General features: G+C 53.9%; 15 protein-coding genes. 2 read left to right on the forward strand and 13 right to left on the reverse strand.

All coding sequences use genetic code 11. From position 1 onward, the window contains the following. Positions 1 to 4 precede the first annotated feature (4 nt). Positions 5 to 892 carry a YghX family hydrolase gene (gene yghX, locus ACR0DT_RS06225; RefSeq protein ID WP_480709911.1) on the forward strand — a complete coding sequence of 296 codons (888 nt, stop codon included), beginning with the start codon at positions 5 to 7 and terminating at the stop codon, positions 890 to 892. Positions 893 to 1,587: 695 nt separating this feature from the next. On the opposite strand, the gene ACR0DT_RS06230 is transcribed toward yghX, so the two are convergent. Both ACR0DT_RS06230 and ACR0DT_RS06235 read right to left on the reverse strand, forming a co-directional pair. Then, a complete protein-coding gene (locus ACR0DT_RS06230) occupies positions 1,588 to 1,812 on the reverse strand; it encodes a DUF1127 domain-containing protein (RefSeq protein ID WP_170383499.1) in 225 nt (74 codons plus the stop codon). Further along, positions 1,802 to 2,026 carry a DUF1127 domain-containing protein gene (locus ACR0DT_RS06235; RefSeq protein ID WP_353394477.1) on the reverse strand — a complete coding sequence of 75 codons (225 nt, stop codon included), beginning with the start codon at positions 2,024 to 2,026 and terminating at the stop codon, positions 1,802 to 1,804. Before ACR0DT_RS06235 ends, ACR0DT_RS06230 begins: the two co-directional genes overlap by 11 nt. Positions 2,027 to 2,156: 130 nt before the next feature. On the opposite strand from ACR0DT_RS06235, the gene ACR0DT_RS06240 reads away from it, so the two are divergent. Next, positions 2,157 to 3,059, forward strand: a complete 903-nt coding sequence (locus tag ACR0DT_RS06240) for a LysR family transcriptional regulator (RefSeq protein ID WP_480709912.1) — start codon at positions 2,157 to 2,159, stop codon at positions 3,057 to 3,059. Positions 3,060 to 3,683: 624 nt separating this feature from the next. Here ACR0DT_RS06240 and ACR0DT_RS06245 read toward each other — a convergent pair. From ACR0DT_RS06245 to ACR0DT_RS06295, 11 genes are all read right to left on the reverse strand, one after another. Beyond that, positions 3,684 to 4,625 (reverse strand): YHYH protein, encoded by a 942-nt coding sequence (locus tag ACR0DT_RS06245; RefSeq protein WP_480709913.1) that lies wholly within the window; start codon positions 4,623 to 4,625, stop codon positions 3,684 to 3,686. A 75-nt stretch (positions 4,626 to 4,700) separates the two neighbouring features. After that, positions 4,701 to 5,639: a 3,5-dioxohexanoate:acetyl-CoA acetone transferase gene (gene kce, locus ACR0DT_RS06250; RefSeq protein ID WP_480709914.1), complete on the reverse strand. Its 939-nt coding sequence runs from the start codon at positions 5,637 to 5,639 to the stop codon at positions 4,701 to 4,703. 4 nt (positions 5,640 to 5,643) lie between these two features. Then, the gene (locus ACR0DT_RS06255; protein WP_480709915.1) at positions 5,644 to 6,672 is read right to left on the reverse strand and encodes a branched-chain amino acid ABC transporter permease; all 1,029 of its coding nucleotides are present in this window, start codon (positions 6,670 to 6,672) and stop codon (positions 5,644 to 5,646) included. After that, positions 6,669 to 7,532, reverse strand: coding sequence for a branched-chain amino acid ABC transporter permease (locus tag ACR0DT_RS06260; protein WP_170332018.1), 864 nt, complete (start codon positions 7,530 to 7,532; stop codon positions 6,669 to 6,671). Before ACR0DT_RS06260 ends, ACR0DT_RS06255 begins: the two co-directional genes overlap by 4 nt. A gap of 1 nt (position 7,533) precedes the next feature. Next, the gene (locus ACR0DT_RS06265) at positions 7,534 to 8,241 is read right to left on the reverse strand and encodes an ABC transporter ATP-binding protein (RefSeq protein WP_480709916.1); all 708 of its coding nucleotides are present in this window, start codon (positions 8,239 to 8,241) and stop codon (positions 7,534 to 7,536) included. Further along, positions 8,234 to 8,962 carry an ABC transporter ATP-binding protein gene (locus ACR0DT_RS06270; protein ID WP_480709917.1) on the reverse strand — a complete coding sequence of 243 codons (729 nt, stop codon included), beginning with the start codon at positions 8,960 to 8,962 and terminating at the stop codon, positions 8,234 to 8,236. Before ACR0DT_RS06270 ends, ACR0DT_RS06265 begins: the two co-directional genes overlap by 8 nt. 50 nt (positions 8,963 to 9,012) lie before the next feature. Then, positions 9,013 to 10,293, reverse strand: coding sequence for an ABC transporter substrate-binding protein (locus ACR0DT_RS06275; RefSeq protein WP_480709918.1), 1,281 nt, complete (start codon positions 10,291 to 10,293; stop codon positions 9,013 to 9,015). 43 nt (positions 10,294 to 10,336) lie between these two features. Further along, a complete protein-coding gene (locus ACR0DT_RS06280) occupies positions 10,337 to 11,260 on the reverse strand; it encodes a 3-hydroxyacyl-CoA dehydrogenase family protein (RefSeq protein WP_480709919.1) in 924 nt (307 codons plus the stop codon). A 3-nt stretch (positions 11,261 to 11,263) separates the two neighbouring features. After that, positions 11,264 to 12,049, reverse strand: a complete 786-nt coding sequence (locus ACR0DT_RS06285; RefSeq protein ID WP_480709920.1) for an SDR family NAD(P)-dependent oxidoreductase — start codon at positions 12,047 to 12,049, stop codon at positions 11,264 to 11,266. A gap of 11 nt (positions 12,050 to 12,060) precedes the next feature. After that, a complete protein-coding gene (locus tag ACR0DT_RS06290; RefSeq protein ID WP_480709921.1) occupies positions 12,061 to 12,411 on the reverse strand; it encodes a cupin domain-containing protein in 351 nt (116 codons plus the stop codon). Between the two features lie 55 nt (positions 12,412 to 12,466). Further along, positions 12,467 to 13,303 (reverse strand): cyclase family protein, encoded by an 837-nt coding sequence (locus ACR0DT_RS06295; protein WP_480709922.1) that lies wholly within the window; start codon positions 13,301 to 13,303, stop codon positions 12,467 to 12,469. Positions 13,304 to 13,437: the final 134 nt, after the last annotated feature.

A 13,437-nucleotide genomic window follows, 5' to 3' on the forward strand; every position in this document is an offset into this window, starting at 1 on the left:
CATAATGACCCGCATGACGGCAAAAGACTTCGACCAGGAACTTCTGGACCTGTACGACTTTTACGCGCACGGCAAGATCACCAAGCGCCAATTCCTGGATCGCGCCGGAAAGTTCGCGGTCGGCGGCGTGACAGCGGTTGCGTTGCTGAACATGCTCAGCCCGAATTATGCGATGGCTCAGCAAGTGTCATTCAACGATCCTGATATCCACGCAGACTACATTACCTATCCGTCACCCAATGGAACCGGTGATGTCCGAGGGTATCTTGTCCGGCCCGCTGGCGTTGAAGAGCCCCTACCTGGGGTGCTGGTGATCCACGAAAACCGCGGTTTGAATCCTTACATCGAGGATGTGGCGCGCAGGTTGGCAAAAGCCGGATTTATGGCGTTGGCCCCCGACGGTCTGACATCGGTTGGCGGCTACCCGGGCAACGACGCCGATGGGCGCGAGTTGCAAAAGACAGTGGACCGTGTCGAGTTGATGAACGATTTCTTCAATGGGTTTGAATACTTGCTGAACCGAAAAGACTGCACCGGCAAAGTCGGTGCTGTGGGTTTCTGCTATGGCGGTGGTGTGGTCGGCGCAATTGCCGTGGCCTACCCCGAACTGGCGGCAGGAGTGCCATTCTACGGACGTCAGCCTGCGACAGAAGATGTACCCAAAATTCAGGCACCGTTACTTGTTCAGATGGGAGAGCTTGACGAACGCATCAACGCAGGTTGGCCAGATTTTGAAGCCGCTCTGCAATCCAACGATAAGGTTTACGAGGCGTATATCTACGAAAATGCCAACCATGGTTTTCACAACGACAGCACGCCGCGCTATGATGAGGAGATGGCAAACCTAGCTTGGGATCGCACTATTGATTGGTTTAACACCTATCTGAAATGAGTTCCCGGAACGGTGAAGCGACTGCAACAATTTTGTCATGGCTTCGGTGCTTACAGGTCCCGAGAGGTGCCGTAAGGCGACTTCCAACCAGTTTCTGGTAGGCCTGAGAGACTGTCCTTTAAGCCGCGCAAAGATCGCTCCACCCGCCCTGAGCGGCAGACCGCGTCAGCTTGAAGGTGTCTAGGCTAGAGAGAGTGGAATGCTCCATTTGATATGGATCACCGTTATGTTTGGGAAACGGAGGACTGAGAATGTCGAACAAGAGACAAGGTCAGAAGAAATAGTTCAGAAACTTCGGCAAGTTGATACGATCGTCGGTTATGGAATGATGCTTGCAGATGCGATCCGCGAGGTTCGCATAAGGGGACCGGCTGTGGCCGGTGCCCTTTCAAGGCTGGGTTATTCCGAGATTTAAGCCCGATAGAATAGGTGCCCGGGGTAGGCGCGGGAAAGCTTTCTAACCCGCGCTGGATAGTGCAGATCGCTGTCTTTCTACCCACAAGCCCTTCTAGGTCTGGTCCTACAAATCCGATCAAAGGTATCGAGCCAGCACTTTCGGGAGGAGTTGAAAGTGCTGGCCCGTGCGTTGGCGCTCCCTGTTGGCTTTTTCGCCCCCGCGCATGCTGGCTTACTCTGGGAGGAGCGAGAACCAGCAAATTTCGTGTTGCCCTCTGACGTAGAGAGCCTCGGATCAATTAGTCAGCCATTAACTTCGCGGCATATTTTGGGATATCGGATCGCGAAATTCCGATCTGAGAGAGTTGATAGTCGCTCATGTTCGAAAGTGTGGAGAGCATTCGAGCCATTTGCAGTGCCTTTAAGGCAGCATTTGCTGTGGATCCGATCCACGCCAAGAAGCTGATTGATTGCGCGATAGTATGACCGCGATTTGTACCAACCGTCTGGGTGTCAACAGCCATAGGCGGCCTCCAAAGCGAGTTTTTTGATGTTACTGCGCGGGATGCCCAGATCTGTCAGGTCGCGGTCAGACAGAACTGAGAGCTCATAATACGTTGCGCGATAAATCCTGCGCTTGGACTGTGCATTTCGCATCGTGTCCAACTTTTGATGAAAGAACGTGCGGCCAGCTTCGAAAACGACATCCAGCCCGCTGTTTGATCGAGTAATTGCCATGATATTACCTCGCTCATTGCTGCAATGCAGTATTTATGCTGCAATGCAGAGATAGGCGAGTTTGGTAGCGCTCTCAATTTGGCAATTTGGCAAAGGCCCCATGCCAGATTGGAACAGCAAGGGTCATGACATGGATATCTCTGCTCAAATGTTAATCTTTGCGACGGTTGTCGAGCAGGGAAGCATATCTGCGGCTGCACGATCAATGAGACAAACCCCATCGGCTGTAAGCAAGCAGATCGGCTTGCTCGAAGATCAGGTGCACTACCGCCTTCTGAATCGCACCAGAACAGGTGTCTCCCCGACGCAAGAAGGCCAAGCATTCTACGAAAAATGCAAAGCGATGGCTGAAAAATTCAAAGAGGCCGAAGCGATGATCAATAACTTTGACGGCATCCCGCGCGGACTACTTAGAGTCGCGTCCACGGTTGCCTTTGGTAAGTCCCAGCTTATTCCTGCTCTGCCTGAATTCATGGAAGAAAATCTCGAGGTTCAAGTGTCGTTGGATTTAACCGACCGAGAGATTGATCTTCGGAGTGAAGGGTTCGATGTAGCGATCTGCTTTGCTGAACAACGCAAGAACCCAGATGTGGTCGTCAGGCGCATTATGCGGAGCCGCAGGGTGCTTTGTGCTTCACCTGAATACATTGAGCGGTCTGGAACGCCGTCGAATTTTACTGAATTGGCCGATCACAATTGCCTCAGGGTTGTAGGAGGAAGCCAAAGGAACTCTTGGAACAGCATCGAACCAAAGGCAGGCGACGAATTTGAAGCAACGGGCAGTTTTCAAGGAAACAGCACTGATGTCGTCTTTCGAGCGGCACTAGCCGGTATAGGGATTGCGCGGCTCCCCTGTTACATCGCAGACTGCAAGTTTAAATCCGGCGAACTCGTCCATGTTATGCCGGAATACGCACCACCCAGCACTGATATCGTCGTGATGTTTGCCGACAGGCGCAATCTAGCGCCCAAAACCCGAGCGTTCGTGGATTACCTGGTGCGACGGTTTCGGAATGTCCAAGACGATAACTGATTGGGCAATCAACAGTGAAAACTAACTGGACGGCTTTAGATCGTCTCGGCCTCAATTCCCGGGAAAATCGAAAGCACAAGCGCCTGAAAGGATTGCACATCCCCACTTCGAACTGCTGGTCCTGCAAAGAGCTTTTCCGTACAATTCGGAACTAGATCCAACCCGATATAGAGCCTTATGAAGGCAAGTTGGACACTCGCGTAGCTGGTCTGAGGACGACCCGCTGTTGCCGGTGTGCGCAATCCGTGAAGAACTAAAACAGCGAACATTGCGAGAAAACCGATAAACGCGCAGGCACATAGAATGTTGATGGTTCCCATCCCCGTCAACGCGGAGATACGCCAGCTGACCAAAAGGGGGAACAAGCCCAACAGAAAAACAACCTCGGTATCGCGATAGGTGCTAACAAAGTCAGCGCAACGGACAAGCAAAGAAAACCGATCAGAAAGTAAATCGCAGATGAACTCTTAATCGCCGAAACTGCTTCATCGCTTACTCCGAAATGCGACAAACCTAACCAGATAAGAATGGCGAGCAACGCTGCAATACCGGTAAGCACGGCGGAAGAAACACGAAGCGTCTGTATCATTCGAGGATAGGTCAAAACTGCGCCTCCAAGTCAGGTCATCTTTTGTCGAATGAGCGATCCGGTTCTCCGATTAGACAATTCAGCACCCACGGGTAGCTTGTCGTGACATAATATCCGTACTGGCCATCCACAGTCATGCCATTGCACTTATCTAGATCGCCAGCCGCAGTGAACTCGTAGTCATCGATATATGTCCCGTCCGGAGTACCACCCGGCCCGTTAGGCGGCGCAGGCCGAGGCGTAGTCTTGAGTTGGTAGCCGGAAATCGCAGGTCTTATCGTACCATCCCTGTCTTTGAATATCGTCCCGTAGATCGGAAAGCCGTCAGCGGCGAAGCCAATAGCTGGTGACGGCTTATCAAGGTCATGATCCAAAAACAGAGCATTTGGATTGGAATGGTAATGATACCTGCCATCGGGCTGGGCATGGGCATTGTGCAGATCTACACCAAAATACTGATCGTAGGACGGCGGATCGAGCAACCATGGATCAGTATCTCGACACCCCGCCAATACATTGCCGTTCTTGTCTGCTCGCGGGCCGCTCGGGCGATAACACCCAGCCGAAAGCAAATCGACCGGCACGCCATTCAATAAAATGGCATCATAACTCCGTTGCGACAGCGCGGTTTGGTTGCTGGCCTTCTCCGGATTTCTGGGAATCCGAAAAGTGCCAGGCAATTCGCGTACATTGTTAGCGAAGTTGGCTGTAGGCCCGTTGAAATCATGGTTAGGAATGCCATTGGTCTTGAGGGTGCAGTGCTGGCTTTCTGCCGAGATTTCGATTTCGGAGTTAAACCGTTGTTGGCGCGTTACATCCTCCACTGAAGCGGAATACACTCCTGCATAATCCGCGCAGTCTCCAGATCGGTTGCTGAGCAAAAGGTTGGTGATGTCCTGGGCTTCGTTTTGCGCATTAGCCTGAACGGTAACAAAACCCACGAAAAGCGCGCTGATTGCCAAATATACCAATCGCATGGTTCAATCTCCCAAGGGTTTTCGAAATTCCATAAATAAGTCACTCGATGAGAAGTTAGGCCAAGCGTCCAATCGTCAGAAGGCTACGCGATCACCACCCTTCAAATCCAGAATTTCCCTGGCTTCATCAGGCGTCGCCACCTGACTGCCTAGATCTTCTACGATGCGTCGAATTTTGGCGACTTGCTGAGCGTTGCTTTCGGCCAACTCTCCACGTGAGATGAACAAGCTGTCTTCTAGGCCAACGCGAAGATTGCCGCCCATCTGACTTGCAGTGGTAGCAAGCGACATCTGCGCACCGCCGGCTCCGAGAACGGACCAGCGGTAGTCATCACCAAACAGGCGATCTGCTGTGCGTTTCATGAAGATCAGGTTGTCGACCTCAGGCCCGATACCACCGAGGATTCCAAAGATGAACTGAATGAAAATAGGTGCTTTGAACAACCCAATATCCATGCAGAATTTCAAGTTATACAAGTGGCCGACATCGTAGCATTCATGTTCGAATTTGATGACATGCGGCGCGAGCGTTTCTGCCGCTTCTCGAATGTCCCGGAACGTATTGCGAAAGATGTTCTGATCGGAGTTCGCGACATAGCCTTTCTCCCAATCAAATTTCCAATCATCATCGCCATACCGGTTGGCCAATGGGTGAAACGAGAAGTTCATCGAACCCATATTCATCGAGCACATCTCGGGGCTGAAAGTCTTGGCCGGGTTGATCCGGTCTTGAATGGATAGTGTCAGCGATCCTCCAGTCGATAGGTTCACAACGGCATCGGTCGCCTGTTTTATGCGGGGCAGAAATGGCGCAAAGTCATTTGGGTCGACGGATGGCGACCCGTCCTCGGGATTTCGCGCATGCAGGTGTAGGATCGACGCTCCTGCCTCGGCGGCCTCAATCGCCTGCCGCGCGATGTCATCATAAGTGTAGGGCAAGGCATCCGACATAGTGGGTGTATGGATCGCTCCTGTTACGGCGCAAGTGATGATCGTTTTTTTTTGACGGGCCATGGGTTCAGTGCTCCTTGGGTTGTCCGATGTGCTTTACGCGATAGCCCAGCGGGAAAAGTTGCAGATCATAGCGGCTGCGGATCACGCCCCAGATACCTTTCGGTGCCTTAAGCATGACGACAATCGCAACCACTCCGAGAACGATGAGGTACGTTGTTCCGAGGTCGGCCAGAGTTTCGCGAAGCGCGAAGAAGACGAGCGTACCGATAATCGGACCTTCGATGGTGCCGATGCCACCGATCACCACGATAAAGATTACAAAGGCCGTCCAGTCATTGACGCTGAACGCCGCATCCGGTGATATGCGCAGCTTTTGAAGGAAAATAAGAGCGCCGATCATTGCCGTGAATGCCGACGTTACGACGTACACAATGAACTTCGTTCGCCAGATATCGATGCCGAGGCTACCTGCAGCCAATTCGTTGTCGCGAATTGCCGTCAACGCCAAACCCTGGCGCGAGCGCAGGAAGAGATACACTGCAGTCACCACCAGCACAGCTGCTCCGAGCGCCAACCAATAACTGAGCGCTTCTCGCATTGCGCGACCGGACGCCAGAGATTTAACGATGGCAACGGGTAGCGAAGATCCGGATCCCCCGCCAAGCGCTGAGATTTGTGCGAAGCTCAGTCTAAAGACCTCTGCGATTACCCAGGTGCCAATGGCAAAATATGCGCCCCGAAGCCTGAAGATCAGAATAGCAACAGGGATAGAGATCAAAGCCCCTAGCGCACCTGCAGCTGCGATAGCAACCAGTGGGTGCAAACCGCCCAGCATCGTAAGCGCAAAAAGCATATAGCCGCCGAAACCCACATAGGCTTGCTGACCAACCGAGACGAGGCCGGCGTAGCCCGCCATGAGGTTCCAAAGGGTGGCAAGGGAGAGATAGAGAAACAGCTCTCCCATCAAGCGCATGTCGGCGCGGCCTGCCCACCAGGGCGCTGCAATCAGAACAAGCAGAGCAATTGCGGTTAGGATCGCAGCAATTCTGGCAGCTTTTGATGATCGAGATACAGAATAACCTTGCAGATTCATCCAGAAACCCTCGGGAAGAGGCCGTTCGGACGAACGGCAAGAATAACAAGGAAGGCAATATGGCCGGCTAGTACTTGCCAGCCCGGATCAATCTTGGCTCCGATGGTTTGCGCGACGCCAAGAATAACGCCGCCAATTAGAGTGCCCCAAAGGTTGCCAAGCCCGCCGATAATTACAGCCTCAAAGCCAAAGATCAGGCGACCACCACCGATGGACGGATCAAAGCTTGTCCGAATACCAAGCAGGATACCAGCGATTGCCGTCACACCTAGGGCAAGCGCCATGGCTAGTCCAAAAATATGCCGACGATTGAGACCCATGAGCTGGGCGATGTCTTGATTGTCGGACACTGCTCGAAATGCGCGACCAAGTGCGGTGTGATAAAAGGTCCATTGCAACCCCCAGATTACAGCAATCGCAATCCCGAAGGTTAGCAGCGGTAGTATCCCGAGGGTCACACCGCCTACTGCAACGCTGGCTGTTTCCAGCGCACCAGCATTCAATGTTTGGGGGTCGGCCGTGTAGACCTCCAACAACCCGTTCTGAATAATCACACTCAGCCCAAACGTGACAAGCAACGGCGGAAGAATATCATCGCCCAGAGTTTGGTTCAGTAGACCGCGTTGAAGGGCATACCCAATAAGCGCCATAGCGGGAACGACAATCACCAACGCGGCCATAGGATGCATCCCGGTCGCGGTCGTTACGGTCAGCCCGAGATACGCGGCCAACACAATCAGATCGCCATGGGCAATATTGACAAGCCGCATAACTCCAAAGATCAGCGACAGACCGGCGGCAAACAACGCGTATAGCCCACCCAGCAAAGTTCCCTGCACGATAGCGTTCAGCCATTCCATATTATTCGATCCCGAAGTACGCGCGCGAAATGTCTTCGCGCGAAACGGTGTCAGACGCGCTTTCCAGCGAAACGCGCCCCTCCTGCAGGCAGTAGACCCGGCTTGAGACCGAAAGTGCCTTGGTGATGTCCTGTTCGACGATGATCGCGCTCATGCCCTCGCCGATGATGCCGGGCAGCGCCTCATAGATGTCCTTGATGATGATCGGTGCCAGCCCCAGGCTAATTTCGTCGAACAGGATCAGATCAGGATTGGCCATCAATGCGCGCCCGATGGCTACCATCTGCTGTTGACCGCCTGAAAGCGATGTTGATGCCTGATCTTTGCGCTCTTCGAGGATCGGGAACAGATCATAGACAGCTTTCAGATCCCAAGGGCCCGGGCGACCAACTTGGGCTCCGATCATCAGGTTTTCTTTGACTGACAAAGATGGGAATAACTGGCGACCTTCTGGAACCATGGCAAGGCCAAGTTCTGCAACCTCGTCTGCGCGAAGCCGGCTGATATCCTGACCTCGATAGTGAATCTGATCCACTCCGTTCGTCAGCAACCCGGTGATTGACCGCATCAGGGTCGTCTTGCCTGCGCCGTTTGCACCAATGATTGCCAGAACTTCTCCCTCGCCGACGTCCAATTCGACATCATAAAGCGCTTGGAAATCGCCGTAATAGGAGTTCAAACCGCGTGTCTGAAGAATTGAGTCAGGCATCGGCTTCGATCCCCAGATAGATTTCTTTGACTTCCGCGCTTTCCATGATTGCCTGCGGCTCGCCCTCGGCGATCTTCTTTCCGAAGTCTATGACGATCAGACGATCCACGACAGCCAGCAGGGCGTGCACAACATGTTCGATCCAGATGATGGTGACGCCAGAGGCGTGGATGCCTTTGATGGTCTGGACCAGTGACTTGCACTCGGCTTCAGTCAAACCACCTGCAATCTCATCCAGCAACAGCAGTTTGGGCTTGGCGCAGAGCGCACGTGTCAGCTCCAGTCGTTTTCGTTCCAGCAGGGTCAGACTGCCCGCAAGAACGTTTGCCTTGAGCAACAGTTCCGTTTGATCCAGAACCTCCAGACAAAAGCGCTCAGCCTGATGTCCGCGCATGCCAGCCGATTGCGTGGCGGCGATCATCGCGTTTTCGAAAACAGTCATTCCCGAAAACGGCTGCGGGACCTGAAAAGAACGCGCGATACCTGCATGGCTGCGCTTTGAGGCGTTCCATTTGGTGACGTTCTCCCCATTGAATTCTATGACACCGGAGTTCGATTTCAGCGTCCCAGTGATCAAGTTGAACATCGAGGTTTTGCCAGCGCCGTTGGGGCCTATTACCCCGAGTGCTTCGCCTTGCTGGACCTCATAGCTCATAGCATCGGCGACAGTGACCGCGCCAAATGCCTTGCTCAGGTCTTGGAGTCTCAAGATTGTAGTCATGTTTCTCTCGGATAGAGGGTTCGGCGCCAAGATCGGTACCGAACATCTGTTCAGCCCAGCAGTTTCATATCTGCTGTCACCGGAACTTCGGGCGCGGTGCTGTTTGCAACGATCTGCAATTCGTAGGCGTCTCCGGACTTCTGCCACTGGCCACCGACCAGCGGTGTTTTGGTGACGTTGTTCATCGGCCCATCACCCCAGTTCACCGGCCCGACGATTGTGTTCAGGTTCGTGGAGGTAATTGCGGAAATGACCGAAGATGGGTCTTCCAGATCATCCGCCCGTTTGATGACATCTGCGACGACCTCAAACAGGGCATGTTTAAAGCCAAGGGGTTGAGTCCAAGGTCGACCCGACTCTGCTGTATAGCCTTCGGCAAGGTCTTTCGAGGAAATGCCCGTGAGTGAGGACGAGAACGGATGATGCGGAGACCACCAGACCTCGGTTGACAACCCGTCACCACGTTCGCCCAGTGATTCAATGACGGATGGGAACAGAAGTGCTTTGCCAATGGTCACGACCTTCGGGTTGAACCCTTGCTGGGCGGCTTGGCTCCAGAACGTAGCGAAATCAGGTGGGATCATATTGCCTGTTACGATTTCGCAACCAGCAGCCTTGAACGCTGCGATCTGGTTTGAGAAATCGTCGGACAGAGGCTGATAGCGACCTGGATCGGTCAGCGTGTATCCGGCGGCGGCAAGCGGTTTGGGCAGGCCCAGTTCCGCATCGCCCCAAGCATTACCGTCGGCATCGTTGGGGAAGAGACCACCCACTGCCTTGGTCACGCCAGTTTTGTCCCACATATCAAGGAACGCTGCGATCACATCTTCAAGGCCCCAAAAGAAGTGATAGGTCGTTTCAAACCCCTCACCCGGAACGCCATTGCGGCCAAAGAAATAGGGCTGCCAAGGGCAGTCGGTCGTGATGCAGGGAACTTCGTTGATCTCTGCCTGATCAGCAACAGGGTTCACCGTGTCCGGCGTTGAAGCCGCCACGATGATATCGACCTCATCGCCCAAGATCAGGTCAGCCGCGACCTCTGCTGCGCGGTTGGGGTTGGACTGACTGTCTTTTGAGATGATCTCGACATTCCAGGTCTTTCCATTGTTGTCCAACCCGGCCGAAAAGACCTGCTGTATGGCTTGAAGCACGTACTCGTCGGCCTCAGCGAAACCAGCTAGTGGACCGGTGCGTGGGCTGACGTTGCCAATCCTTAGCGTCGGGTTTGCAGCATAGGCACGCGTTGCCCGGAGGATGGCCGGAGCAGCGATTGCGGCCGTAGCGCCGGCAATAAAACTGCGCCTCGTGGCCGTCTTAAAAGTCTTTGTCATTGTGTCCTCCCTTCACCGGCCTCCCGCCAGTGTTTGATTGATCTTACAAAGTCTTCTCGAGATTTTTCAGATGTTTCGCCACACGTTGGCGAACCTGTTCTGCTTCGCCCTCGGCCCATTTCCTGAAACCTTCGCCTGATTTCATGCCAAGCTTACCTGCATCGACAAGCGACTTGAGGTAAGATGAAGGTCCCTTATGCGCTTCGAGATCGTGCAGTACGTTTTCGTGGATATCGAGCGTCAGGTCGGTGCCAACCAGATCTGCGTTCTCCAACGGGCCAAGGACCGCCAATCGCCGCCCAAAGCTGGACTTGATCACAGTATCAACGGCTTCCGCGTCGCAAATACCGTTTTCCACCAGACTGACCGCTTCGCGCCACAACGCATGTTGAAGGCGATTGCCGATAAAGCCGGGCACGTCCTTTTCGACCATCACCGGAGTTTTTCCTGCGTCCTTCAGCAGATCGAACATGGTTTGCGCGATCTTGGGGTCAGTCCATTCCGTCTTGATAACTTCAACTAGCGGGATCATATGCGGCGGGTTCCACCAATGCGTCCCCAACGAGCGGTTTTTCAGCCGCAAACCGGACATGATCTGAGTAATCGGCATGACCGAGGTATTTGATGCGAGTATGCAAGTCTCTGGTGCATGCATCTCGATCTCGGCAAAGATCGCTTGCTTGAGCGCCAACTTTTCCGGCGCCGCTTCAAAAACAGCATCGGCATTTTGAACCGCACCTTGTGTCGTCGCAAAAATCTCAATCAGCTTGAGGGTTTTTGTGATTGTGACCTCGTCGTCCCCCATCGCGGCCATGCTCGCGCGGATGCGGTCAGGCACGGTGGCTCGTGCCTCTTCAACGGGATCTGTGATGGCGACATATTGACCTGCTCTTGCCAAGGTCAGTGCGATACCGTGCCCCATAAGACCCGCGCCAATTACCGCTATCTGCTGTTTCTTGCGCACCATTCTTTAACCCGCCGTATATCCGCCGTCGGCATGCAGGATATGCCCGGTGTAAAAATCAGAGGCGCGTGAGGCGAGAAACAGGAGCGGACCTGCCAGGTCTTCAGGCTCACCCAGTCGTCCTTTGGGAACACGGGTTAGGAAGCCATCGCGCACTGCTTTCGCTTCGTCGGTTTCTTCGAACATCCAAGCGGTCAAAGGCGAACGAAATACTGTGGGCGCGATGGCGTTGACGGTAATCCCTGTTGGACCCAGCTCACATCCCAAGGCTCTAGTAATACCGTTCACGGCCGCCTTTGACGCGCAATACGCTGTGTAGCCGGCAGGGTGCCCCAAGATGCTGCGCGCAGAACTGACGAAAATGATCTTGCCATATTCGCTTTGCTTCATGTGTGCCGCCGCCGCGCGCGCCAACAACCAGCTTTGGTTCACGTTGGCATCCATCACTGCGTCAAAGGTTTCCGGCGCCATTTCGTTGATCGGCGCAACTTTGTTCATACCGGACGCGACAACGAGAATGTCGAGTTTACCAAAGTTGTTGATGGCTTCGTCGACCAAGGCCGCACATGACGCTTCATCAGTCGGTCGTGTGTTTATTGCAACGACCGTTGCACCAAGTACCTCGCACTCTTTGGCAATCTCATCGAGCGCATCTTGGTTGCCTGCAGCCAGTACCAGATTGCAACCAGCCCCGGCGAGGGCACGCGCGGCCACCATCCCGAAGGCACCCGAGGCTCCGGTGATCAGCGCGACGTTTCCCTTAACGTCAAACATCTTGAGTGGATCAGACATTCTTTTCGTCCTCAGCTTTCTGGCGGATACGGAATGACCACCAGTATTTTGCTGGTGTGGTTGGTGCGGTTTTCAATTTTGCGTATTTCGCCCGGCGCGATCGTGCAGCTATCCATGGGCCCAAGAATGGTTTCTATGCCGTCAACGATGACAGTCATTTCACCTTCCAGAACGACGTAGACTTTCTCAAAAGGGCTAGAGTCCGGCCCTGCGCCACCGCCCGGTAGGAACTGGCTGAAGCCGATCCACTGATTTGTCGGCCCGCCTTCCTCAAACCCCTGCAAGCGAAGCCCATGACATCCAAAATGGTTCGGTGCTTCGTAGGGTTGGGCGTCTTGAAAACGCTTCAGATGCATGTCCATCTCCGCTCAGGATTAATGGCGGCCGCCAGCGAACCAGCGACCGGTCCGTGAGTGTTCAGAAGTCTTCGCCAGCTTCGATGCGGTAGGATTGGTTCTTGTCGATCATCGCGACCAAGCGGATGATGCAACCGTCGCCACGGTCCCAATTCCACGGGAAGAACGCGAAGGTACAACGCTTCCCGGTCACTGCATCCAGATCGCCGCCGACGTTTTCGATGCCGAGAATGCCTTTAGAGAAGAGCATGTTGTGCACTGGCTCCCACTCGGGGAAATCAACCTCCCAGGGGGTGCCGCCTGACCACTCAAGATACTCTTTTTCGAGGTGTGGCATGATCGGACCGTTTCGCTGCGGACCGATGGCAGTTGCCAGCGGGTGATCGTTCGCCTGGGTATCGTGGCCAACGACTTTCACACCCTTCTCTATCATCCACTCAGCAGCGGAAGGAACGAGACCCGGGCAATAAGCAAAGTAGTCACCATCTTCATATTGCTTGTGCCAGCCGGTGTTGATGATCAGCACATCACCTTTGCGGATTGCGTGACCACAAGCCTTTTCCAGATCATCACCGGTGATTTGCTCCCACTTCCGTTTGGGTACAGAGACCACCAAACCCGAGCCGAAGAAATGGGGGAGCGGGACCTCGTCGATGAATGGCGTTCCCTGAACAACATGCGCTGGCGCATCAATATGCGTGGTCACGTGCATCGTCGTGGTAATCGTCTGAGACAATACGCCGGATTTGGCCATATAGTGCTTTCGGTCGATCTGGACGTCCTTGAAATACGGCCAGTTGGGGCACTGAAACCCGTATCTGTGGCTAAGGTTGTAAAACTCAAGCCCCATGTCATTGTCGGTGTTTGCCTGAAACTCAATGCCGCGGATTTCAACCATTGGGCATATCTCCTCTATTCGCCGACAACGCGGCGGTGTTCGCTTTTCTATTGTCTGGGTGGCCTCCCCACCTGTCCCGTATGATGATGCATACGCACCGCATTACGGTCAACTAAAAACTCACTATACGGTTG

Source organism: Ruegeria sp. BI11 (assembly GCF_056538005.1).